Origin of the sequence: Kitasatospora sp. A2-31 (genome assembly GCF_022288725.1) — a bacterium.
Classification (GTDB): Bacteria; Actinomycetota; Actinomycetes; order Streptomycetales; family Streptomycetaceae; genus Kitasatospora.
Window position 1 is genome coordinate 668738 of the sequence record NZ_JAKNTA010000002.1, and the last position, 23902, is coordinate 692639.

Annotated in this window: 22 protein-coding genes; 10 read left to right on the forward strand and 12 right to left on the reverse strand. The window is 74.2% G+C overall.

Annotated elements, in window-relative coordinates; all coding sequences use genetic code 11:
• Positions 1-116: 116 nt before the first annotated feature.
• The 7 genes from MCM47_RS07920 (at position 117) to MCM47_RS07950 (ending at position 9622) form a co-directional block, all read left to right on the forward strand.
• Complete coding sequence (locus MCM47_RS07920; RefSeq protein ID WP_238859797.1) at positions 117-503, forward strand: nuclear transport factor 2 family protein; 387 nt, start codon at positions 117-119, stop codon at positions 501-503.
• 177 nt (positions 504-680) lie between these two features.
• Positions 681-1580: a universal stress protein gene (locus MCM47_RS07925; protein ID WP_238859799.1), complete on the forward strand. Its 900-nt coding sequence runs from the start codon at positions 681-683 to the stop codon at positions 1578-1580.
• A 255-nt stretch (positions 1581-1835) separates the two neighbouring features.
• A complete protein-coding gene (gene adhE, locus MCM47_RS07930; RefSeq protein ID WP_238859801.1) occupies positions 1836-4493 on the forward strand; it encodes a bifunctional acetaldehyde-CoA/alcohol dehydrogenase in 2658 nt (885 codons plus the stop codon).
• A gap of 29 nt (positions 4494-4522) precedes the next feature.
• A complete protein-coding gene (pflB, locus tag MCM47_RS07935; RefSeq protein ID WP_238859802.1) occupies positions 4523-6838 on the forward strand; it encodes a formate C-acetyltransferase in 2316 nt (771 codons plus the stop codon).
• 115 nt (positions 6839-6953) lie between these two features.
• Complete coding sequence (gene pflA / locus MCM47_RS07940; protein WP_374209086.1) at positions 6954-7739, forward strand: pyruvate formate-lyase-activating protein; 786 nt, start codon at positions 6954-6956, stop codon at positions 7737-7739.
• Between the two features lie 107 nt (positions 7740-7846).
• Positions 7847-8458: a GNAT family N-acetyltransferase gene (locus MCM47_RS07945; RefSeq protein ID WP_238859803.1), complete on the forward strand. Its 612-nt coding sequence runs from the start codon at positions 7847-7849 to the stop codon at positions 8456-8458.
• Positions 8459-8617: 159 nt separating this feature from the next.
• On the forward strand, positions 8618-9622 hold the full coding sequence (locus MCM47_RS07950) for a PHP domain-containing protein (RefSeq protein ID WP_238859804.1): 1005 nt from the start codon (positions 8618-8620) through the stop codon (positions 9620-9622).
• Positions 9623-9698: 76 nt separating this feature from the next.
• On the opposite strand, the gene MCM47_RS07955 is transcribed toward MCM47_RS07950, so the two are convergent.
• Positions 9699-10172 carry a hemerythrin domain-containing protein gene (locus MCM47_RS07955; RefSeq protein WP_238859805.1) on the reverse strand — a complete coding sequence of 158 codons (474 nt, stop codon included), beginning with the start codon at positions 10170-10172 and terminating at the stop codon, positions 9699-9701.
• Between the two features lie 192 nt (positions 10173-10364).
• Positions 10365-10880, reverse strand: coding sequence for a DUF6328 family protein (locus MCM47_RS07960; protein ID WP_238859806.1), 516 nt, complete (start codon positions 10878-10880; stop codon positions 10365-10367).
• 243 nt (positions 10881-11123) lie between these two features.
• On the opposite strand from MCM47_RS07960, the gene MCM47_RS07965 reads away from it, so the two are divergent.
• Complete coding sequence (locus MCM47_RS07965) at positions 11124-11273, forward strand: hypothetical protein (RefSeq protein ID WP_238859807.1); 150 nt, start codon at positions 11124-11126, stop codon at positions 11271-11273.
• Positions 11254-11853, forward strand: a complete 600-nt coding sequence (locus MCM47_RS07970; protein WP_238859808.1) for a hypothetical protein — start codon at positions 11254-11256, stop codon at positions 11851-11853. Before MCM47_RS07965 ends, MCM47_RS07970 begins: the two co-directional genes overlap by 20 nt.
• Before the next feature lie 113 nt (positions 11854-11966).
• Here MCM47_RS07970 and MCM47_RS07975 read toward each other — a convergent pair whose 3' ends face one another.
• The 9 genes from MCM47_RS07975 to MCM47_RS08015 form a co-directional block, all read right to left on the reverse strand.
• Positions 11967-13571 (reverse strand): CYTH and CHAD domain-containing protein, encoded by a 1605-nt coding sequence (locus MCM47_RS07975; protein ID WP_238859809.1) that lies wholly within the window; start codon positions 13569-13571, stop codon positions 11967-11969.
• A gap of 87 nt (positions 13572-13658) precedes the next feature.
• Positions 13659-14192, reverse strand: coding sequence for a flavodoxin domain-containing protein (locus MCM47_RS07980; protein WP_238859810.1), 534 nt, complete (start codon positions 14190-14192; stop codon positions 13659-13661).
• A gap of 97 nt (positions 14193-14289) precedes the next feature.
• Complete coding sequence (locus tag MCM47_RS07985) at positions 14290-15189, reverse strand: universal stress protein (protein ID WP_238859811.1); 900 nt, start codon at positions 15187-15189, stop codon at positions 14290-14292.
• A gap of 54 nt (positions 15190-15243) precedes the next feature.
• On the reverse strand, positions 15244-15525 hold the full coding sequence (locus tag MCM47_RS07990) for a dsRBD fold-containing protein (protein ID WP_238859813.1): 282 nt from the start codon (positions 15523-15525) through the stop codon (positions 15244-15246).
• Between the two features lie 277 nt (positions 15526-15802).
• Positions 15803-16507: a pyridoxamine 5'-phosphate oxidase family protein gene (locus tag MCM47_RS07995; protein ID WP_238859815.1), complete on the reverse strand. Its 705-nt coding sequence runs from the start codon at positions 16505-16507 to the stop codon at positions 15803-15805.
• A 344-nt stretch (positions 16508-16851) separates the two neighbouring features.
• Positions 16852-17472, reverse strand: a complete 621-nt coding sequence (locus MCM47_RS08000) for an L-threonylcarbamoyladenylate synthase (RefSeq protein WP_238859816.1) — start codon at positions 17470-17472, stop codon at positions 16852-16854.
• Between the two features lie 100 nt (positions 17473-17572).
• Positions 17573-18526: an ROK family protein gene (locus MCM47_RS08005; protein ID WP_238859817.1), complete on the reverse strand. Its 954-nt coding sequence runs from the start codon at positions 18524-18526 to the stop codon at positions 17573-17575.
• Entirely contained in the window at positions 18523-20652 is a 2130-nt protein-coding gene (locus MCM47_RS08010) for a beta-galactosidase (RefSeq protein ID WP_238859818.1), read from the reverse strand. Before MCM47_RS08010 ends, MCM47_RS08005 begins: the two co-directional genes overlap by 4 nt.
• The gene (locus MCM47_RS08015; protein ID WP_238859819.1) at positions 20649-21719 is read right to left on the reverse strand and encodes a zinc-binding dehydrogenase; all 1071 of its coding nucleotides are present in this window, start codon (positions 21717-21719) and stop codon (positions 20649-20651) included. Before MCM47_RS08015 ends, MCM47_RS08010 begins: the two co-directional genes overlap by 4 nt.
• A gap of 50 nt (positions 21720-21769) precedes the next feature.
• On the opposite strand from MCM47_RS08015, the gene MCM47_RS08020 reads away from it, so the two are divergent.
• Entirely contained in the window at positions 21770-22660 is an 891-nt protein-coding gene (locus MCM47_RS08020) for a sugar nucleotide-binding protein (protein ID WP_238859820.1), read from the forward strand.
• Here MCM47_RS08020 and MCM47_RS08025 read toward each other — a convergent pair.
• A complete protein-coding gene (locus MCM47_RS08025; RefSeq protein ID WP_238859822.1) occupies positions 22657-23901 on the reverse strand; it encodes a hypothetical protein in 1245 nt (414 codons plus the stop codon). The genes MCM47_RS08020 and MCM47_RS08025 overlap by 4 nt on opposite strands.
• Position 23902 lies beyond the last annotated feature (1 nt).

Here is a 23902-nt window from a genome sequence, read left to right on the forward strand (position 1 = left end):
GGGCCCGGAACAAGGGGTCGCGGGGCGACAAGGCGACCCGTGGTCCGATCGCGGTCACGGCGAGTAGCCTCCTCCCCAGGACCGTCATGCCGCTCCACTCGCCGGGAGGACCAGCCATGCCCGACTCTCCGCAGGTCGCCGTCGTCCGGCGCTACTACGGCGCCAAGGGGGACCTGGACGTCATCCGGTCCGTGGTGGCCGAGGACGCCCGGTGGGACGTGGCCGACGGCTTCCCCCGCGGGGGCGTGTACGACGGCCTGGACCGCATCGTCGGGGACTTCTTCCCGTTCCTGGCGGACTTCCGCGAGTTCGAGTGCGTCGGCGACGCGTACTTCGAGGACGGTGACCACGTCATCGTGCTCGGCCGCTACCTCGCCGTCACCGCCGCCGGCCACCCGGTGACCTCGCGTTTCGCCCACTTCTTCACCCTGCGGGACGGCCGGATCACCCAGCTGCGGCAGACCTCCGACACCCTGCCCATCGCCCGCGCGCTGGAGACCTGAAGCCGTCCCGGCCGACCCGCGGCCGGGACCTTCGGCGCCCGGCCCGGTGTCTCTCGACCCCTGGGGCCGCCCGTGGGCGGGGCGGGAGGCTGGTCACCGGTCGGGACCGTGCGCACCGGCGCCGCGGTCGGCCGGGGACCAGGGCGTGTCCGACACGCCCTCAGGGAGGTCGCAGTCATGTCGTACGGCGTGGTGGTGGGGATCGACGGTTCGGCGCGGAGCGCGACGGCGGCCGCGTGGGCGGCGCGGGAGGCGCTCCGCCGGGGGATCGGACTGAGGATGGTCCACGTCGCCGGGACGGAGGTCGACGCCCTGGAGCGCGACCTCGGTGGCGGGAGTGGGGTACCGGAGCCCGTGGCGGTGATCCGCGACCGCATCGCGGCCGCCTCGCCCGGCCTGGACGTCTCCTGCGAGATCCGCCCCGGAAGCCCGGCCGACGACCTCGCCGCGGTCGGCCGGCGGGCCGAGCTGCTGGTGCTGGGGTCGCGAGGCCTCGGCGGGTTCGCCGGCCTGCTGGTCGGATCGGTCGGGCTGCGCACCGCGGCCCGGGCCGGTTGCCCGGTGGTGCTGGTCCCCGCCGGGGCGGCCGGCCTGGGCGGGGCGGAGGGTTCGGGGGCAGCGGAGGGTTCGGGCGGAGCGCCCGGGGAGGTCGTCGTGGGCGTGGAGGGCGACCGGCCGTGCGACGCCGTCCTCGACTTCGCCTTCCGGCACGCCGCCGACACCGGCGCCGTCCTGCGCGCGGTGGAGTGCCGTCACCCCTCCCACGGCGGCCCGTACACCACCGAGGCCCCCGTCGGCCAACGGGACATCGGGGACTCGCTGGCGGCGGCCGAGCAGCTGAGGCTGCAGGATGCGCTGGACCGCTGGCGCGGGAAGTACCCGCAGGTCCGCACGGAGGCGGAGCTGCACGCCGGGAGCCCGGCCGGTGCGCTGGTGGCGGCCTCCCGCAGCGCCTCCCTGCTGGTGCTCGGACGCCGCACCCCCAAGCACACGCTGGGCGCACCCCGGCTCGGGGCGGTGACCCAGTCCGTGCTCCACCACGCCCACGGCCCGGTCGCGATCGTGCCCCACGACTGAGCGGGCGCACGGGCACGCCTGGTCGGACACCCGGGGACGCCCGAGCGGGCACGCGGCCCGGCGTGCCGACCGGGGCCGCGCCGGTCCGGGGCCCCCGCCCGGGACCAACCGCACCCCGTGACAGGGACCTTCGGGCCGCGGCCCGGTCCCGTTGGGCGGATCCCCCGGAGCCCCGCCCAAGGAAGCCTTGAACCGAAGGCGCTCGCGGCCGTCGCCGCGCCAGAACCCGGACGATGACCGAAAAGGTGGTCCACCATGTCCCCTCGCCCGCAGCCCGGGGTGAACCCGGCTCCCGCGAGCAGCACCAGCCCTCCCGCCCCGCCGACCGGCGTCGAGCAACTCGTCGCAGCCGCCCTGACGTCCCTCCGGGAGTACGGGTCCTTCACCCAGGAGCAGGTCGACCACATCGTCCGGAAGGCCTCGCTGGCCGCGCTGGCCCGGCACACCGCGCTGGCGGTGCTGGCGGTCGAGGAGACCGGGCGCGGGGTCTTCGAGGACAAGGCGGTGAAGAACGTCTTCGCCTGCGAGAACGTCACCCACGTGATGGCCCGGACGAGGACGGTCGGGGTCGTCCACCGGGACGAGATCGACGGCATCGTGGAGATCGCCGAGCCGGTCGGTGTGGTCGCCGGCATCACCCCGGTGACCAACCCCACCTCGACGGTGATCTTCAAGTGCCTGCTGGCGCTCAAGACCCGCAACCCGATCGTGTTCGCCTTCCACCCCTCGGCCCAGCGGTGCTCCGCCGAGGCGGCCCGGACGGTGCGGGACGCGGCGGTGGCGGCGGGGGCCCCGGCGCACTGCATCCAGTGGATCGAGGAGCCGTCGATGACGGCCACCGGGGAGTTGATGAACCATCCGGACGTCGCGACGATCCTGGCCACGGGCGGCAACGCGATGGTCCGGGCGGCGTACTCCTGCGGCAAGCCGGCGCTGGGCGTCGGCGCGGGGAACGTCCCCGCGTACGTGGAGCGGAGCGCGGACGTCCGCCGGGCGGTCAACGACATCGTGCTCTCCAAGACCTTCGACAACGGCATGATCTGCGCCTCCGAGCAGGCCGTCGTGCTGGACGCGGCGATCCGCGACGATGCGCTCGCCGAGTTCGGGCGGCTCAAGGCGCACCACGCGAGCGCCGAGGAGAAGGCGCTGCTGGAGCGCTACCTGTTCGGGACGGCGGCCGACGGCGTGTCCTGCGCGGGCGGCCGGCTGAACGCCGCCGCGGTGGGCCGCTCGGCCGCCCAGGTCGCCGAGGCGGCGGGCTTCGAGGTTCCGGCCGACACCTCGGTGATCCTGGTCGACTGCGACCGGGTCGGTCCCGCCGAGCCGCTGACCCGCGAGAAGCTCTGCCCCGTGCTCGCCGTGCTGACCGCCGGTTCCCGCCGGGAGGGCGTCGAACTGGCGGCCGCGATGGTGGAGTTCGACGGGCTCGGGCACTCGGCTGCGGTGCACACCGAGGACGCGGCGTTCGTCGAGGAGTTCGGGCACGCGGTGAAGGCCTGCCGGATCATCTGGAACGCGCCCAGCTCGCAGGGCGGCATCGGCGACGTCTACAACGCCTTCACGCCCTCCCTGACCCTCGGCTGCGGCAGCTACGGGCACAACTCCGTGGCCGGGAACGTCTCGGCGCTGAACCTCGTCAACATCAAGCGGATCGGGCGGCGCAACACGAACATGCAGTGGTTCAAGGTGCCGCCGAAGATCTACTTCGAGCGCAACTCCGTCAAGTACCTCGCGAGCATGCCGAACGCGCACCGGGTCGTCGTCGTGACCGACCACACCATGGTGAGGATCGGCCACCTGGAGCGGATCCGGAACGTGCTCGACCGCCGCCGGGAGCCGGTCGAGGTCCGGGTGGTCGACTACGTCGAGCCCAACCCGAGCATCGACACGGTGCGCAAGGGCGCCGACCTGATGCGGGAGTTCGAGCCGGACACCATCATCGCGCTCGGCGGCGGCTCGCCGATGGACGCGGCCAAGGTGATGTGGCTGATGTACGAGCACCCGGAGGTCGAGTTCGCCGACCTGAAGGAGAAGTTCTTCGACATCCGCAAGCGCGCCTTCACCTTCCCCGACCTGGGGGAGAAGGCCAGGCTGGTCTGCATCCCGACCACCTCGGGAACCGGCAGCGAGGTCACCCCGTTCGCGGTGATCACCGACACGGCCACCGGGCAGAAGTACCCGCTCGCGGACTACGCGCTCACCCCGAGCGTGGCCATCGTGGACCCGGCCCTCACCACCCGCCTGCCGAGCCACGTCACCGCCGACACCGGCTTCGACGCCCTGACCCACTGCATCGAGACCTACGTCTCCGTCTACGCCAACGACTTCACCGACGGCCTCGCCCTGCAGGGCGTCCGGCTCATCTTCGAGAACCTGGAGCGGGCCGTCACCGGCGGCGCGGACGACCCCGAGGCCCGGGAACGGATGCACAACGCGGGGACGATCGCCGGGATGGCCTTCGGCTCGGCCTTCCTGGGCGCGGTGCACGCCATGGCCCACACCCTGGGCGCCACCTTCCACGTGGCCCACGGCCGCACCAACGCGTTGCTGCTGCCCCACGTGATCCGCTGGAACGGCGCCGCCCCGAGCAAGGTCACCGGCTGGCCCAAGTACCGCAACTACGTGGCCCCGGAGCGCTACCAGGCCATCGCCCGGACGCTCGGTCTGCCGGCTGAGACCCCGGAGCAGGGCGTCGAGTCGCTCGCGGCGGCGGTCGAGGAACTGCGCGACCGGGTGGGCATCCCGCGCTCCTTCAAGGCCGCCGGCGTGGACGAGGAGGCCTTCCTGGCCGCGCTGCCGCAGCAGGCCATGAACGCCTACGAGGACCAGTGCGCCCCCGCCAACCCCCGGATGCCGATGCTCGCGGACATGCAGCGGCTGATGCGCCAGGCCTACTACGGCGACCGGGCCTGATCGACCGGGCCTGAAGAAGGGACACCGAGATGACCACCTCGCAGCACACCCGCCCGGGCGCCGGGGACGGCCCCGCCACCGCGGACGGCCCCTCCGCCGGGGTCGGCCCCTCCGCGTGGGACGGCTTCCACGGCGGAGCCTGGCGGGACGCGATCGACGTCCGTGACTTCATCCAGCACAACTACACCCCGTACGAGGGCGATGCGTCCTTCCTCTCCGGCCCCACCGAGCGGACCGCCGAGGTGTGGCGGCAGCTCACCGACCGATTCCCCGAGGAACGCGCCAAGGGGGTGTACGACGTCGCGTACGACATCCCGTCCACCATCACCGCGCACGCCCCCGGCTGGATCGACCGGGAGCGGGAGCTCATCGTCGGCCTGCAGACCGACGCTCCGCTCAAGCGCGCGATCATGCCGAACGGCGGCTGGCGGATGGTCGCTGGAGCCCTGAAGACCTACGGCTACCCGGTCGATCCCCAGCTGGAGACGATCTTCACCCGGTACCGCAAGACCCACAACGCCGGGGTGTTCGACGCCTACACCCCCGAGATCCGGGCCGCCCGCAGGGCCGGCGTCATCACCGGCCTGCCCGATGCCTACGGACGCGGCCGGATCATCGGCGACTACCGACGGGTCGCCCTCTACGGAGTGGACCGCCTGGTCGAGGCGAAGCTCGCGGAGAAGGCGGAGCTCGACGCCGCTCCCACCGACCCGGCGCGGCTGGAGGAGACGATCCGCGAGCGCGAGGAGCTCGCGGAGCAGATCCGGGCGCTGGGCGAACTGAAGGAGATGGCCACGGCCTACGGGTACGACCTCTCCGGGCCGGCCCGCACCGGCCGGGAGGCGATCCAGTGGCTCTACTTCGCCTACCTGGCAGCGGTCAAGGAGCAGAACGGCGCGGCCATGTCGCTCGGACGCACCTCGACCTTCCTCGACGTCTACCTCCAGCGCGACCTCATATCGGGAGTGCTGACCGAGCGTCAGGCGCAGGAACTGGTGGACGACTTCATCATCAAGCTGCGGATCGTCCGCTTCCTGCGCACCCCGGAGTACGACGAGCTGTTCTCCGGCGACCCGACCTGGGTGACCGAGTCGATCGGCGGCATGGGCGTGGACGGCCGTACCCTCGTCACCCGGACCTCCTTCCGCTACCTGCAGACCCTCTACAACCTGGGCCCGGCCCCCGAGCCCAACATGACCGTGCTCTGGTCGCCGCACTTGCCCCGCGGCTTCAAGGAGTTCTGCGCCCGGGTGTCGATCGACACCTCCTCCGTGCAGTACGAGTCGGACGAGCTGATGCGCCCGCGCTTCGGCGACGACACCGCGATCGCCTGCTGCGTCTCCGCGATGGAGGTCGGGAAGCAGATGCAGTTCTTCGGGGCCCGGGTCAACCTCGCCAAGACGCTGCTCTACGCCGTCAACGGCGGGCGGGACGAGAAGTCCGGCGAGCAGGTCGGCCCGGCCACCGCCCCGGTCGGCGGGGACGTCCTCGACTACGACGAGGTGCTGGCCCGCTTCGACGAGCAGCTGGAGTGGCTCGCCGCCACGTACGTCCACGCGCTCGACGTCATCCACTACATGCACGACCGGTACGCCTACGAGCGGCTGGAGATGGCCCTGCACGACCGCGACGTCCGGCGCACGATGGCCTGCGGCATCGCGGGGCTCGCGGTGGCCGCCGACTCGCTCGCCGCGATCAAGTACGCCAAGGTCACCCCGGTGCGGGACGCGACCGGGCTCGCCACCGACTACCGGATCGAGGGCGACTACCCGGCGTACGGGAACAACGACGACCGCGTGGACGCGATCGCGGTCCGGCTGGTCGAGGAGTTCATGCACAAGGTCCGCAAGCACCCCACCTACCGGGGCGCCGAGCACACCCAGTCCGTCCTGACCATCACGTCCAACGTGGTCTACGGGAAGAAGACCGGCAACACGCCGGACGGCCGCCGGGCCGGCGAGCCGTTTTCCCCGGGCGCCAATCCGATGAACGGCCGCGACCGCCACGGCTACGTGGCCAGCGCGCTGTCCGTCGCCAAACTGCCGTACGAGGACGCCGAGGACGGCATCTCGCTCACCAACACCGTCGCCCCGGACGCCCTCGGCCGCACCGACGGGGAACGGATCGCCAACCTGGTCGGCGTGCTCGACGGCTACGTCGCCTGCCACGGCTTCCACATGAACGTCAACGTGCTCAACCGGGAGACCCTCCTGGACGCCATGGCCCACCCCGAGAAGTACCCGCAGCTGACCATCCGGGTCAGCGGCTACGCGGTCAACTTCGTCCGGCTGACCCGTGAGCAGCAGCTCGACGTGGTCAACCGCACCTTCCACGACGTCCTGTAGCCCGCCCCGCTCGTGGTGCCGACGCCCCCGCCGGCGTCGGCACCCCGCCCGGGAGCGCCAGGGAGCGCCCGGGAGCACCGAGCAGCACCCACAGCACCCAGGAGAAGGAGCCCCCGTGGCCCAGACCGATCCGACCGCCCCCGCCGTGGCCGGCGGCACCGCCCGGCCTCCGGTGACCGGCAGGCTCCACTCCTGGGACCTGTCCACCGGCGTCGACGGCCCCGGTACCCGCTTCGTCGCGTTCCTGTCCGGCTGCCCGCTGCGCTGCGCGTACTGCCACAACCCCGACACCCGCCACCTGCGCGACGGTCACCCCTGCTTGGCCGAGGAGATCGTCCGGGAGGCCGCCAAGTACACCGGCTTCATCCGCGCCTCGGGCGGCGGCGCCACCGTCAGCGGGGGCGAACCGCTCCTCCAACCCGCGCTCACCGGCGAACTGCTGCACCGCTTCAAGCACGAACTCGGCCTGCACACGGCCCTGGACACCTCCGGCGTCCTCGGCGCCCGCGCCACCGACGCGTTGCTCGCCGACACCGACCTCGTCCTGCTCGACATCAAGTCCTGGGACCGCGCGCTCCACCGGCGCCTGACCGGAGTGGAACTCGCCCCCACCCTCGCCTTCGCCCGCCGCCTGGCCGGGCTCGGCACGGAGGTCTGGGTCCGCTTCGTCCTCGTCCCGCACCTGACGGACCCGGCCGCCAACATCGAGGGCGTGGCCGCCTTCGCCGCCGCCCTCGGCAACGTCACCCGGGTCGACGTGCTGCCCTTCCACAAGCTCGGCGCGGCCAAGTGGAGCGCTCTCGGTCTCGACTTCCCCCTCGCCGGCACCCCGGTGCCCACCGCCGAGCAGGTCGCCGCAGCCCGAGCCGTCTTCACCGGGCACGGCCTGTACGCGGTCTGACGCCCGTTCTCCCGCTGCCCGGCGGATGCCGGCGGAATCAACGCCCCGTGCGCCTCGTTGCACAGGAGACGCAGTGACACCACAGGGGAGAGAAGGAGATGAGGCCGATGGCGGGAACGCCGCCGGTGCCGAACGTCCGCCGGGTGGACCGGGTGGCGCTGCTCGGCCTCGCGGCCGACGTCCGCGACGTGTACGCGCACGCCTTCGGCCGGCCGCCGTGGAACGAACCCGGGGCCATGGCCGACGACTACGTGAGCCGTCTGCACCGGGACGTCGACCGACCTGGATTCACCGCGGCCGCCGCCTGCCGCCCGGACGGCCGGCTCGTCGGCTTCGCCACGGCCTGGACCACGCCGGACCCGTTCCCCTCCGAAGGTTCCTACCGCCACGCCGGCGACGGCCTCGGGGAGCACGGCGTCCGCGAGCTGCTGGGAGGGGCCCTGAAGATCGACGAACTGGCCGTCCACCCCGACCACGCCCGCCGGGGCCTCGGCCTCGCCCTGCTGAACGCGGTGTCCGCGGCGGCCCCCGGCGGCCGGAGCTGGTTGTTCACCGTGGCTGCTGCGGACGGGCCGCTGGACTTCTACCTGCGGCACGGCTGGAGCCCGGTCACCAGCCCGGCGCCGGACGCCGGCGGCGTGGTCGTCATGCTGGGCCCCCACCACCCGGGAGCACCGGCGCCGGCCCACCGCGAAGCACCGGCCGCAGCCGGACACTGACGTCCTCCGCGCTCGCGGTCCCCCGCGCTCGTGGTCTCCAGCCTCCCGCCTCCCGTGCTCGGCGATCAGCGCGGCGGACCCGCCGCCGCGTTTCACCGGCGATGCGGACGGGAAGGCGCGCTCGCGCAACGACGCCCGCGAGCTGAGGCGGTACCGGCTGTGGACCCCGTGGAAGCACTTCGGCGGATCGCCTTCCTCCTGGAGTGGAACGGAGCCTCGCCCTACCGGGTCCGGGCCTTCCACACGGCCGCCGACGCCGCCCGCGGCCTCCCGCCCGGCCCGGTGCCCGCCGCCCGGGCGCAGCAGCTCCGCGGGGTCGGACCGGTCACCGCCGCCGTGATCGCCGAAGCCTCTGCCGGCCGGACGCCGGCCTACCTCGCCGACCTGGCGACGGCGGCCGGACCGGCCGGGCAGGCCGGCTGGGATCTCGCCGCCGCGGCGCAGGGCGACTGCCACCTGCACTCCGACTGGTCCGACGGCGGCCACCCCATCGAGGAGATGGCCGAGGCCGCCCGCGAGCTCGGCCACCGCTGGGCCGTACTCACCGACCACTCGCCCCGGCTGACCATCGCCCACGGGCTGAGTCCCGACCGCCTGCGGCTCCAGCTGGACACGGTCGCGGCGTACAACGCGGTGGCCGACGGCGGATTCCGCCTGCTCACCGGGATCGAGTGCGACATCCTGGAGGACGGCTCCCTGGACCAGGAGCCGGAGCTGCTCGACCGGCTCGACGTGGTGGTGGTCTCGGTCCACTCGAAGCTGCGCTCCGACCCGGAGCCGATGACCGACCGGATGCTGTCGGCCGTGCGCAATCCCCGGGCGGACGTCCTCGGACACTGCACCGGCCGGATCGTGACCGGCCGCGGCCGGCCACAGTCGCGCTTCGACGCCGCGGCCGTCTTCGCCGCCTGCGCCGACGCCGGAACGGCGGTGGAGATCAACTGCCGGCCCGAGCGCCGCGACCCGCCCGACGACCTGCTGTGCCTGGCGGCCGAGGCGGGCTGCGTGTTCGCCGTCGACACCGACGCCCATGCCCCGGACCAGTTGCAGTGGCACGCCTCGGGCTACGCGCGGGCCGCGCGGATCGGTCTCGGGCCGGACCGGCTGGTGACCACCTGGCCGCGCGAACGGCTCCTGGCCTGGACACGACGGGCCTCCGGGTGATCACACGGCCGGTGCGGACGGGGCAGGCGGTGAAGACAGAGCAGCCGGCGCAGACGCGGCAGTGGCGACACGGCCGCTACTCGGAGGCGCTGGGCACGTCGAGGGGCTCGCGGGTGGCCGTGCTCTTGGCCTCTTCGAGCCGGTCGCCGATCTCCCGCAGGCGGTTGCGGCCCATGGCCTTGCGGACCTCGGGGAACCAGTCGTTCTCCTCCTCCTCGACGTGGTGGCGCACGTTCTCCATCAGGACGGTCATCTTGGCGTCGAAGCGCTCGTCCTCGGCGTCCAGGTCCGCCAGCTCCGAGAGCATCCACACCACGGCATGGTGCTCCTCGACGCTCTCCAGAACGTGGTCCTTCGTGTCGGGCGCGGCCTCGCGGGCGGCGGGGTAGAAGATCTCCTCCTCGATGATCGCGTGTGCCGTCAGCTCCTCGATCACCTGGTCGACGATCCGGCGCTTCTCCGCGAAGTCCCTGTCGTCGGCCTTCTCGAAGGCCTTGAACAGCTTCTCCACGCTCTTGTGGTCCTCCCGCAGCAGCACTATCCCGTCCATGGTCGTCCTCCGTCTCGTGGGCGGTCCTCGGTCGATCGCGCGGCTACCCGGTGGGCGGGCGCCGTACACAGGTGGCAGCGCCGCGGGGCACGGCGCTGCACGGAGGCCTCCCTGCCCGCGTCCGCTCGGGAGCGGCCGGGTAACCGCGCCTTCGCCCGGTACACGCCCGCAATCCGGGCGCCCGGCGGCCGCTCAGCGTGACGAGCGAGGCCGGCGGCCGTTCGGCCGGCGGCGGAGCACCACCTGGGGAAGCACGAGCCAGCACACGCAGAACCAGACGGCGGCCGCGCCGGTGAGCACCCAGGCGGCGGGGGAGAGGCCGGTGGCCGTGCGCAGCAGGAGCAGCAGGGCCGCGGTGATGGTGAGCGCGAGCAGGACCAGCCCGAGGGAGATGAGCCGGCCGGCGACGCGGATGAGCTCCGGCTTCATCCCGTGACCGGCCAGGAAGCGGTGGAAGGCCACCGGGGCGATGAGGGTCCCGGTGGCGAGGGCGCCGAGGAAGACGGTGGCCACGTAGAGGTGCCGGTCGAACTCGGGCAGGGAGGGGAACCGGGGTGTGAAGACGACGCTGAGCAGGAAGCCGAAGAGGATCTGGGCGCCGGTCTGGCAGACGCGGACCTCCTGCAGCATCTCGTTCCAGAGGCGGTCCGCCCGTTGCTCGGGCGTTTCGTCCCGGCCCGGGCCGCCGGAGTTCTCGTCGTCGGTCATGTGCGGCTCCTACGGCGGGACGCCGTGCCCGGGGGCGGCGTGCCGGCGTGGTGCGCGCGGCGCGGGTTCGAACGGCGTCGGCGGTGCTCAGCCCAGTCTGCGTGCGGCGTGCCGAGGACGCCACCGAGGAGCGCGAACGGGGCGCAGGGGCGGTGCAGGAAGGGCGGCCCCGGCCGTTTCCGGCCGGTCGCAGCGGGCAGCCGCGACCTTCGGGGCACGAGAACGGCCGAAAGGGTGGTCCGGGTGAGGGCAATCGTGTTCAGGGCGCCGTCCGAGGTGTCGGTCGAGGAACTGCCCGACCCGCGGATCGAGGCACCGGGGACCGCGATCATGCGCATCACCACCGGGCACCGCACCGCGGAGGAGGGACACCATGACGGACACCGAGCGTGACAGGACGACGGGCACCGACGGCCCGACGGGCGCCGATGGGGAACGGCTGCTCGCGATCTACCTCAACGACCACCTGGCCGGCTCCTACGGCGGCGCGGCACTCGCGCGCCGGATCGCCCGGGAGCACGCGGGGGGCCCGGACGAGGCCGAGCTCCGAACCATGGCCCGGGAGATCACCGAGGACCGTGACGAACTCGTGGACCTGATGCGGGCACTGGGCATCCGACCCCGCTGGCACCGGCGGCTGCTCGGAGCGGCCGCCGAGAAGGCGGGCCGGCTCAAGCTCAACGGGCGGCTGGTGCAGCGGTCGCCGCTGAGCGACCTGCTGGAGGCGGAGGCCATGCGATCGGGGGTCCAGGGCAAGATCGCGCTCTGGCGGGCGCTGCGGACGGCGGGCTTCGAGGACCTGCTCGGCGCCAGGCTGGAACGCCTGGAGGCCCGGGCCGACCGCCAGGCCGACATCCTCGACGCCCGGCAGGCGAAGGCCGCCGCTCAGGTGCTGCACCACGCCCTCGACCGGCACTGGCCGGTGACGAGGCACCAGGAGCGTCCGCGCCGCACGACGATGCGCCACGCGTGACGGTACGGCCCCGCCGACGACCTCGGGGTTCGTCGGCGGGGCCGTCCGTCCGATCCCGTCCGATCCCGTCCGATCCGTTCAGGAGGGGCCGGGCCGCACGCGAGCCGGGCCGCTCACGAGAGCCGGGTCGGCTTGCGCCGGGCAGCGCGGCTGCGGAGCTCCGGAAGGCGCCGGACGGCCGCGTCGGCCCGCTCCCGCTCCCGCTCGTGCAGCACGCCGTAGGCGAACGCGTGCGGTGCCGTGGTGGGGTCCTCGCCGGCGAGCCGGCTCAGTTCCCGGCGTTCCACGACGCTGTCCTGGTAGGCGCCCAGCACCTTGTGGAGCTTCTTCATCCGCTTGCCGAAGGTACGGGTGCGTTTGCGGGCCCGCTTCGGCAGGGAGGGCCGTCGGCCGCCCTCGGCCGTGTACCGCGCGCGCTTCGCGGCCTTGCGCGCCCGGTGCAGGGCCTCGTCGCGCTGCGGACCGGGCTCCGTGTGCAGGGCCCGGTCGAGCCGCTTGACGGTCCGTCGCTGCTCCTGCCGCAGCACGTCGGAGAGGTGGTCGGAGGCGTCGCGGTCGGCCCGGGCGTGCAGCGGGGGGTCGGTCGCGAAGGCTTCGAGGTCGGCCAGCAGGGTGAAGTAGCGCGGGCCGTCCATGGCGCTGACGGCCCGTGCCCAGGCCCGCCGGTAGCCGCGGTCGTACCGCGCGGTGACCAGCCCGCGCAGCGTGCGCAGGGCGCTGCGGCGTCCCTGGGCGGGCACCGCGCCCAGACCGCTCAGCACCTGTTCGCCGAGCACCTCCTGGTCGCGGGCGTCGCCGAGGAGGTGACCCAGCCAGCGCAGCTCGTCGGCCAGGTGGTCGGCGCGGTCCCGGTCGAACAGCCTGCGGTGGCCCCTGAGCAGGCTGCGCAGTCGCCGCGTGGTGATGCGCAGCTGGTGCACCGAGTCCTCCTCCGCGCGGCGGACCGCGGCGTCGAGGGCCGGGAGGCGCGCGAGGTGTTCGCGGAAGCCGGCCATCACGAGGGCGCCGGCCGTGCCGGTCGGCAGGGCGGTCGGTTCGGCGGTTCGCGAGCGGTCCGGGCCGAGGGCCCGGGCGAGCTTGGCGGGCCAGGGTGAGCGGACCAGCCCCGCGTCGGCGAGCGCGGCGTCGACCCGGTCCAGCAGGTCGGGCGTGCCGGCCTCCAGCTCGACCTCGACCTCCGTCCACCCGCTCACCTCGGTCGAGCTGCCGCCGTCGGTCGCGGGTCCGGGACGTGCCGCGCCCCCCTCGTCCCCGGGGGCGGTCAGCCGCTCGGCGGCGAGCACCTGGGCCGTGACCCGGTCCTCGACGACCTGGGCGAGCACGGCGCCCTCCTCGTCCTTCAGCGCCACCCCCGTACGACGGGTCCGCAGGTGCACCACCGGGACGAGCGCGGCGCCCCGCGTGAAGGCCTTCACCCGGACGGCGAAGTCCGGTGGCGTCCCGTCCCCGCCCGCGGCGTCCAGCGGCAGCCGGAGCTCCTGCCGGGAGTCCCCGTCGAGGGGCAGTTTGAGGTGCCAGCCCGGATCCGTGCCGCCGCTGCGCCGGCGCAGCGTGACGCGCCGGCGGAGCAGCCGCAGGTCCACGGTGTCGTAGTAGACGGCGTCGAGGTCCTGGGGCTCGACCGGCTCGGTGGCCGCCACGCCGCGCAGCTCGCCCAGCCCGCGCGGCAGCGGACCTCCCTCGTACTTGCGTTCGGTCTCCGTGTGGTTCGTGCCCATGCCCGCGCAGGTACCCACGAGGTCGAGGGTCATGCTGCGCGGCCGTTGCCCGTGGGCGCAACGGCGCTGCCGGCGTCGCCCGGGTGGTCAGAGCAGCCCGGCACCCCAGGCGCGCGCCCGCTCGATCTCGCCCTGCCGCAGCGGGCCGTCGCCCTCCTCGACGATGAACCCCTCCGGTTCGGCGACGACGTCGTAGTGGTGACGGGTGAGCCGTTTGGCGATGCCGTTCGCGGCTCCGCCGCTCCTGCGCATGTCGGCGCGGGTGTCGAAGGCCGCCGCGTGCGTGCCGTGCCCGGTCTTCGGGAGCGAGTGGAACCAGGAACGCAGGCCCGGGCCCTCGGCGGTCTCGTACGCCTCGCGGGCGGCCTCCTGGTGGCCCTCCTTCTTCGCCTCGGCCATGGCCGCCATCCGGCGGCTGGCACCGGAGGACATGCCGTGCATGTGGGTCGGTCCGCCGACGACCAGCAGGTCTGCCGTACGGGTCGTCTCCGTGTCCGCCCGGGCCACGGGCAGGCAGTCGACGGACGCCTCCGGATCGGCCTGGTGGACGCCCTCGGCGATGGCCTCGGCGATCTCGCGGGTGTTGCCGTACATGCTCTCGTACACGATGACGGTGTGCATCGATCCCACCTCCTGGCACCAGTCTGGGACCGTGGGACGGGCGCGGACCCGGGCCGTTCGTCCCGGGTGGGGGAGCCGACCGGCCTTCGCCGGGGCGTCAGCCGTACGAGACGATCGCGACGGGGCACCGGACGTGGTGGATCACTGCGTGGGCCACCGGCCCGAGGTGCGCCCCTACGGGTGCGTGCCGGACACGGCGGCCGACCACCACGAGGCCGGTGCCGTCGGCGGCGGCGTCGACGACGGCGGCCGCCGCGTGGCCGCGAACGAGCTCGGCCTCCACGGCCGCCCGGGGGTGGCGCTCCCGCCACGGGGAGAGCGCGGCCTCGAACTGACGCTGCTCGGCGGCCGAGAGCTCCGCGTCCATGCCGCCGATCGCGGCGAACGCCATGTACTCGCTGCCCGTGGGCGGCATCCAGGCGTGCACCACCCGGAGCGGCACCGAGCGCAGCCGGGCGGCCTCGAAGGCGAAGGCGATGACCTCGGCGCTGTCGTGCCGGAGGTCGAGCCCGAGCAGGACGGCGCCCTCCGCCGCGGCGTCCGCCGCCGGACCGCCGAAGACCGGACCCTCGGGGGCCGTGGGGCCTTCCTCCGCGCGGACCAGCACCACCGGGCAGGCGGCCCGGCGCAACACCTCCTGGCTGACCGATCCGACCAGGAAGCCGCGGAGCGCGCCGAGCCCGCGCGAGCCGAGCACCAGCATGGCGGCGTGCCGGCCGGCTGCCTCCAGCGCCTCGGCCGGGTCCTCCGGGACGTGGGTCGACGTGACCTCGGCGCCCGCGGCGAGCACCGACCGGAGCTCCGCCTCCTTCTCGGCCAGCCGCTGCCGGCTCCAGGCGATCGCGTCGCCGGTGCCGGGGACGTCGGCCTTCGGCCACGGCCAGGCCTCGACGAGTTCGAGTGAGAGGCCGCGGAGCAGCGCCTCGCGGGCCGCCCATCCGGTGGCGGCGACGCTCTCGGGCGAGCCGTCGAAGCCCACCACGATCGGTCCGCTCATGCTGTCCTCCGTGTGGTGTCCGTCGATGTCGGGGCCGGGCCGCGACCGCCGGGGTCAGGCGGGGCCGGACCTGTCGTTCGCGGTCGCATCGGCCATCCCGGACCGGAGCAGCAGGTGCCCGAGCTCGACCAGAGCGCGCCCGGCCGCGTACTCGTCGCCGATCTCCGGTACGGGCGGGTCGTGCGGGTTGCGGTGGGCCTCGGTGCGGCTCTCCAGGGTCTTGTCGCCGGTCTCCAGCACGGCGTGGACCTTGGTGACGTCCCCCTCCTCGAAGAGGTCCAGTCGCAGAGCCCAGCGCTTGGTACGCACGGAGCCGGCAGCGGCGCTCTCGGTCATGGGCGGTTCTCCTCACCTGCAACACTCTCCGGCCGACCGGCCGGCCGTTCCGCGGGAGCCTCCCGCTCCTCCATGGTGGGCCGAACGGGCCGCACCGGCACGGGGAGGGCCGCGGCGGCACTACGGGCCCGCACGGCGGGCACGGGCCGCGCCCGCCGCGCGGGACCTTCGGACCGGGGTCGGTCCGCTCTCTGCCCTCGCCCGGGGGCGGCGTCCCACCGCCCGGCGTCCCACCGGGATGGGTGGCGTGCGCGGAGGAGCCGGTCGGGGGCGATGGCTATCCACGGTCGACGGGTGGAGCTCCCGTGGGCCGCTCGACGGTCCGGCCGCTGACCCGGGCGGGCCGGATGCGCACCCAGGTGTCGCGCTCGCCGGCGGCCCACGGTTCGGGATCGGCGTGCTCCTCGAACCGGTGCAGCGCGTCCTCGTCGAAGACGACCGAGGCGGTACCGCTGACCAGGACGCTCCAGCCGGTGCCGAACACTTCGTCGAGACGGTCGACCTCGAAGGCGACCTGCTGGTCGGCGACATCGGCCGGCAGGCCCCCGGCAGCGGTGCGGTAGAGGATCGTGGCGTCGAGCACCCGGTAGTTGACCGGCAGGGCGACGGGGCCGTTCGGCGTCGTCAGCACCACTCGGCCGATGCCGCCCGGGGAGATTCTCGCCCAGCACGCCGCCGGGTCCAGCTCGTGCGGCGTCGTCCCGGCGTTCGCCCGGGACCGCCCGGGCGGCTCGTCGTGTCCCCGGCCGAGCAGGTCGTCGATCGTCGTGCCCAGCGCGTCCGCGAGTCGGGTGAGCAGACCGGCGCCGAGCGGCGACGTGGTGGTTTCCACGAATTCCACGAATCCCGGTTCCATGCCGCTTCTGGCCGCCACATCCGCCCGGGTGAGGCCGAGTTCCCGGCGGCGGTACGCGATCCGTCGGCCGAGGTCGCCGGAGTCGGGCGGGCGGGCGCGCGCACGGCTGTTCCGCGTCTCCTTCATCGGTACCTCCGTGTGTCGGTCGGGCCGTAGGCGCCGGGCGTGGTTCGGGACGGTCACCGCGGGACGTGCAACGGGCCGGCGGGTGCCGTGACCGGTTCGTGCGGGGACCGGGCAACCCCATCGTCGGCCGCCGCGCCACCGGCGGAGGAGGGCCGGACGGGCCCGGTCGGTCGGGCCGACCGGCCCGGCCGACCGGCGCCGCCGGACTCCTCCCGCCGGCCTTCCGGGTCACCTACGCGCCGGGGGGCTGCTCCGGGCGCTCCGGGGTCGGCCGACGTGGGTCGGCGGCGACCCCCCGGGCCGCTCCCGGTGCAGGCCGGGGCGGGGGCCGCGGGCCCGGTCCGTCACTCGAAGCGTGAGGGATCGCCGGCCCCTCGCCGGACGACCTCCGGCTCGCCGCCGGAGAAGTCGACGACCGTCGTCGGTTCCGTGCCGCAGTCGCCCGAGTCCACGACGGCGTCCAGCACGTGGTCGAGGCGCTCCTTGATCTCCCACCCCTGGGTCATCGGCTCGTCCTCGCCCGGGAGGATCAGGGTGCTGGAGACCAGGGGCTCGCCGAGCTCGGCGAGCAGGGCCCTGGCCACGCTGTGGTCGGGGATCCTGACTCCCACCGTCTTCTTCTTCGGGTGCATCAGGCGCCGCGGAACCTCCTTGGTGGCGGGGAGGATGAAGGTGTAGCTGCCCGGCGTCGCGGCCTTGACGGCACGGAAGACGTTGTTGTCGAGCTGGACGAACTGCCCCAGCTGCGCGAAGTCCTCGCACATCAGGGTGAAGTGGTGGCGCTCGTCGAGGCGCCGGATCGACCGGATCCGTTCGAGCCCCTCGCGGTTGTCCAGCCGACAGCCCAGGGCGAAACAGGAGTCGGTCGGGTACGCGATGAGGGTCCCGGAGCGGAGACCGGCGGCCACGGTGCCGATGGTGCGCGGCTGCGGGGACTCTGGGTGCACGTCGAAGTACTTCGCCATTGGCCGACCCTACGGCATCCCGGCACCCGTTCGGTGCAGCAGCGGCCCCCGCCGCCCCGGCCTGCCCGCGAGGTCCGAGGACATCGCCGGCCGGTGAGCGTCACGGCGAACGGTCGATCGCCAGTAGCGCTGCGCCGATCGCGCCGGCGTCGTTGGCGAAGCGGGCCGTCAGCACGGGCACGGGCGGGCGGTCGCCGGGCGCGTACAGCCGGCGGGTGAACGAGGCGCGTGCCGGTGCGAGGAGCAGCTCCCCCGCGGAGACGGGGCCCCCTCCGACGATCACCACGGCGGGGTCGAACAGGTTGGCCAGGGCGGCCAGCCCGACGCCCGTGAGCGTTCCGATCCGGTCCAGGATCTCCAGAGCCTGGGCGTCGCCGCTACGGGCGGCCTCGGTGACGGCCTCTCCGGCGTCCGGCGCGCCCCGGCCGACCAGACGGGCCAGTGGCCCGTCCGGGCGGGCCGCCGTGGCCTGCCGGCCGAGCCGTGCGATGGCGGCGCCGGACGCGGCAACGCCCCAGCACCCGCGGTTGCCGCACTCGCACAGCGGGCCCCCGGGTTCGACGGTCAGGTGGCTGGCCTCTGCGGCGAATCCGTGGGAGCCGTGCAGCAGGCGGTCGGCGACGACCACACCGCAACCCAGGCCCGTGCCGAGCGTCACCAGCACCAGGTGGTCGTGTCCGTGACCCGCACCGATCCGGTACTCGGCCCACGCGGCGGCGTTCGCATCGTTGTCCGTCACCACCGGCAGCCCCACGGAGTCCGCGATCAGCTCCCGCAACGGGGCGCGCGCGAACTCCAGGCCGGGCGCGAAGGCCAGCGCCCCGGTACCGGCGTCGACCATCCCGGGCAGCCCGACGCCGACCACGGTGACCAGCTCGCCCCGCACCCGTGCCACCAGACCGGCGACGGCATCCACCAGCTCGTCCACCGTACGGCGCGGCGTGGCGCAGCGGGCCCGGGCCAGCACCGCGCCGTCGGCCGTCAGCCGCACCGCCGCGATCTTGGTGCCGCCGACATCGACGCCGACCGCCTCGGCCGGGGACGACGACGTCATGACTCCTCCGGCAGAACCGTTCGGGCCTCACCCCGGGCCGCGGCGGTGCGGACGTCGAATCCGCCCGTTCCGCGGACCGCGGAAAGGTCGCACGGCCGGTCGGTGTGCAGCAGGTCGCGCCCGACCCGAACCCGGACCGGCAGCTGCGCACCGGTCTGCTCGTTCAGGCCCTTCACGTAGCAGGCCGCGAGCCGCCCCTGCGACACGTGGACGACGGCACACCCGCCCCCGACCAGGTCGGTCGTGACGAGGTTCGCCCCGCACGCGGTGCGGGCCCGCAGCGGTCGGGCCGAGCGGTTGAAGAGGAAGACGAGGACGTCCTGCGCGTCGGTGGTGGTCCTGCGCAGTTCGAGCCACGGCCCCGGTCTGGCCCGCGCGGGCGCGCCGCGACTCTCCAGCCACTCCTCGACGGCTGCTCCGACGGGCTCACCGCGGAGGGGGACGATGCGCGTCCCGCACCGCGCCGTCGCGTCGGCGAGTTCGGTACAGGGGTTCGAGTGCTCGTCCAGCACGGGGACCTCCCCGACCAGGAGCAGCGGCCCGCCGCGCTCAGCGAACTCCGTGAGGCGCCGCTGCAGGGCCTGTTCCATGAAGCGGCCCGACACGGCGGTCAGCGGGCCCGTCGCCGGATCGAGTGCCCGCCCGCCGGCGAGTTCCGTCAGCCGGAAGGGCAGGTTGCGCCGCAGGCAGTGGGCGACGAAGGGCACCAGGGTGCGATCGGCCGAGGGCGCCGGCCGGCTCCCGTTCCCCGCCCAGTCCCATGCGCCGACCGCCGCGTACGGCGGATGGACGCCCCACCACACGCCCGGCTCCGGGTGGGAAGCGGTCAGCGCGTCCTGCCGCCCGGCCAGGAAGTGGGTCAGCACCTGCAACGCGGCGAACGCCGGTCCGGGCTCGGCGTCGAGCCCGATCGGGGCGGCGTCCCCGTACGGCGGATCGAACTGGGCGTGGTCACCGGCCGGCTCCGCCTGCCAGGTGCGGTCCACCACGAGGTGCCGGCCCCAGCCCGCGGTGGCGCAGGCCGGATAGACACTGATGCCGGTGGCCCCGCAGGCCACGCCGAGCAGGTTGTGACGGATCGGCACCACCGGGAAGGCACAGCTCGCATCCGCCCAGCGGAGCCCCCAGTTCTCCTCGATGTTGGGGCCCCGCCCGCTCTTGGCGGCCAGGACGTAGTTGACCAGCGCCTCCTCACCCGAGAGCACGTCTCCCGTCCAACCGGTGTAGGCACGCGGCAGCACGGTGGCCGCGCCGACCCGGTTCCTGACCAGCCAGGCGTCGTAGCGTCCGGCCACCCGGCCGGGGACGCGGTCGGCCCTGGCCGGCGGCGAGCAGGTGGTGAAGACGGGCAGGTCCGGCCCGAGGGCATCGGCCAGCTTCGCCAATCCGGCGACGAGCACGTGGGCCGACCAGCGCCCCCAACAGATCTGGGAGCGTTGCCGTTCGGCGCGACTCCGGGTCTCGGTCCGCAGGGGCGCGTCCAGGCCGGGTGCGAAGCGGGCGAAGCCGCCGGCGCCCGGTGGCGAGTAGTCGAGTGCGTCCATCGGAAGGGCGGTCTCCCCGTAGTGCCCCTCGTTCCCGATCTGGACGGCGACGACCGGCCCCCGCGGGTACGTGTACGGCCGCAGGAAGAGGCCGACGAGGCGGAGCCACTCCGTCGCGTCCGCGATGAACAGCGGGTCCAGCAGCGAGGGCAGCGTGAACCGCTGGTACGACAGCGGCCGGCCGTCGGCGGACCGGGCGGCGTGCCGGTCCCGGTCGAGCGCGGGGTCGACCCGGTCGGGGAGGCCGCCGAAGGGCAGTTCGGCGTGCACGAAGGGGCCCGGCTTCAGCACGGCGACCAGTCCGGTCGATGCGACCAACTCCAGGAACCCGGCCAGGTCGCGGTTGCCGGCGCCGTCGAAGCGAACCTCGCCAGGGGCGATCTCGTGGTGCCGCCAGGGGACGTAGCTGGTCACCACGGTGAGGCCGGCGTCGCGCAGGGCGCCCAGTTTGGCTGCCCAGCGCGCGCGATCGTCCCGGTAGTAGGGGTACTCGCCGGCGATGAGGAACCGGGGACGCCCGTCCAGCCACAGCGCCCCGTCCACGAAACGGGGCCGCGCGCCGTCCTGGCTGCCGTGACTCACAGGGCGGGGCCTTCGTCCGTGGTGAGCAGCACCTTCATGGCGCTGTACCCCGTCGCCGCGTCCGAGCGTCCTGCGCCCGAGCGTCCTGCGCCCGACCGGCCGGGGCCGGCCGGTGCGACGGCCAGCATCGCCAGGGCCTCGGCGTACCGTTCGAGCGGCAGCACGTGCGTCACCAGCCCTTCGAGCGGCAGGTCCTGTGCGAGGTCCACCGCCAGCTCGAAGTCGGCCGGCCGGTACGGTCCCGCCCCCACCAGCCGGATCCCCCTGGTCACCAGAGCCCTCAGCGGCAGGGTCGCGACGCCCGCCTCCTTCTCGCCCATCACCACGACGGTGCCGCCGCGCGCCACCGCACCGAGGACATCGCCCGGAAGCGACCCGGTGGTGTCGATGACGGCATCGGGCACGCCGGCCCCGGCCGCCTCCTCCGCGGCCGACACCCGGACCGTTCCGGGCAGCAGCAACCGGGCGAGCGCGATCCGGCCCTGATCACGCTCGGCCAGGGTGACCCTGGCGCCGCGCCCGGCCAGGACGAGCGCGCACAGCGCCCCGATGGGACCGGCGCCGAGCACGAGCACCTGGTCGTCCCACCGCAGCCGCGCCGCCGCGAGATTGTTCAGCACGCAGGCGAGCGGTTCCACCAGGGCGCCCCGGCGGTAGGAGACCGAGGCCGGCAGCCGGTGGACGAAGCGCTCGGGCACGACGGCGAACTCGGCCATCGTCCCGTCCCGGTCGACGCCGATCTCCCGACCCGCCTTGGCCCCGCAGTGGGCCGGCATCCCGCGGCGGCAGGGCCGGCACCGGTCGCAGTGGTACGTCGGGTTGATCACCACCCGGTCGCCGGGCACCACCGAACGGGTACCGGCTCCGACGGCGGTCACCGCACCGACCGCCTCGTGGCCCAGGACCACACCGCGCCGTGCGGGGAACTCGCCGAGCAGGATCGCCCGGTCCGTGCCGCAGATCCCGGTGGCCGCCACCTTGACCAGGACCTCGCCGGCACCGAAGGAAGGGACCGCCCGGTCGTGGATGCCGGGCAGGCCCACGTCCTCGAACACGACGGCTTTCATCGGAGCCTCCCAACGGATCGTCCACCAACAGTGTCATAGAATGCGCCGGTATGAGCCCGAACTGGCAACCGGCTGATGGGGAAGAGCGCGCGGACTCCCGTCTGAGGATCCTGCTGCTCGGCGCGTCGGGGTTCGTGGGCGGCGGCCTGTGGACCTACCTGGCACCCCGTCACGAGGTCGTCGGCACCTTCGCCAGCCGGCCGGTTCCCGGACTGGTCCGACTGGACCTGCGGGACGAGCGCCGGCTGGCGGCGCTCGCGGCCGACGGCTTCGACCTCGTCGTCCACGCCGCCGGGTTGGTCCCCCTGGAGGCGGCGGAAGCCGACCCCGCCTTGGCCCACCGGCTGAACGTCCGCCCCGTCGAGGTCCTGCTGGACGCCGTGCGCGGCTCGGGGGCGAAACTGGTGCTCCTCTCCAGCGACAACGTCTTCGACGGCACCCGCGACCACTACGAGGAAGCCGATCCCCGGTCCCCGGTCAACGTCTACGGGCGGACCAAGGTGGCGGCCGAGGATCTGCTGCTCGCCGAGGGCGGACACCTGGTCGTGCGGATCCCCCTCGTATTCGGGCGCGGTCCCTGGGCCAACACCTTCCTGGCGCGCCTGGCCGGGCCGACGACCGTCGCCCGCACGGACCTGGTCTGCGCCCCCGTCTACCTTCCCAGCCTCGGCCCGGCCCTCGCCCGGCTCTGGCACCGCACGGGTGTGGTGCACTACGGCGGCACCGACGTGGTGACGCGGTTCGAGCTGATGCGCAGGGTCCGGCAGGCCCTGGACCTGCCGACCCGGGTGGTGGCCGCCCAGGGGGAGGGGGGACGGCCGCCGGGGGCCGGCCCCGCCTGCCGGCGCCCGGCGCGGCTGGTGCTGCGCAGCACCCGCCACCGTCTGCTGGGCCCCGACCTGGACTCCGCTCTGGCCCACCTCGCAGGCCCGAACGCCTAGGAACCGCCGCCGGGGAGGTGGTCGGTCACCAGCGCCAGGTGGCCGGCGGCGTCCACGTGCCCGACACGGTCGAGGCGGTCGACGAGGTCGTTGATCAGCAGGGTGCCGAGCAGGTAGTGGCCGAGCGCGAGCGCCTCGGGCGTGGACTCCCTCCCCTGGAGGTCGGGTTTGGGCTTGCGGTCCGAAAGTCGGCACGGTGCCTCCGCCAGGACGTGCAGGGCGTGGGTGAGCAGCAGCCGGTCCAGCCAGCCCGGATCGTCACGGAACAGGAACGACAGGCCTTCGTGGGTCGCCAGGTGGGGCAGGAACCGGTGGACCGCCGCGCGGTAGCCGGGGAACACCGGCTGCCGGAACCCCACCTCGTACCCGTGCTTCGACCCGTGCACCGAGAATCCCGTCCGGAGGGCGGGGTCCCACACACTGAGGCTGAAGAGCGTCTTCGCCAGGTCGTAGACCGGATCCCACGGCTCGACGGAGCCGCGCGGATCGATGAGCCGGAACTCCTCCGCCGCCTCCGGGCGGGTGCACCACAGCACGTTGCGCGTGTTGGCGTCGCCGTGGGCCGGGGCCATCAACCGGGCGGGCGCCAGCGGGGCCAGTCGGCCCGTCAGACGCCCCAGGGCCAGGTGCGGGGCCTCGCACGGCACGCCGTTGACCGTGATGCGCGGGGCCGTCGTCAGGTCCTCCGGCAACGCCCGCCGCAGGACGGGCAGCCGTCGCAGGAACCGGCCGACGACGACCTCCTCCAGGTGGCCGACCGGGGTCGGGTGCGAGCACACGGCGTACCCGTCCAGGACCAGGGCCCGGACGAGTGTCGCGTGCCGCCGGAAGAACTCCCCGGTGCGCGGCGGGGACTCCCGCAGGGGCGCCGCCAGGTCCGCGGAGTCGTAGAACGGCGTCGTGCAGGCCGACCAGCCGTCACCGTCGAGGAAGTGCACGACCGGCAGGTAGTGCGCCGCCAGCCGCGGTGCCAGCGTGCGCAGCCGCTCGATCTGGTGCAGCTTGTGGCGGAAGGACGCCAGGTCGTGGCCGTCCACGGCGCCCGGTGCGGGGACCAGGACCTTGAGCACCAGGTCGTCCCCGGTCGCGGCGGTGGTCCGGTAGACCCGGGCGGGGGAGCCGCCGTCCAGGATCTCGTCCGCGACCGTGAGGCCGAGGGTGTCGGCGGAGGTCGCCAGGGCCGCCTCCTCGTTCCAACCCCCGGCCGTCCGGGTGGGCGTGACGTGTCGACGGTCGGTCACA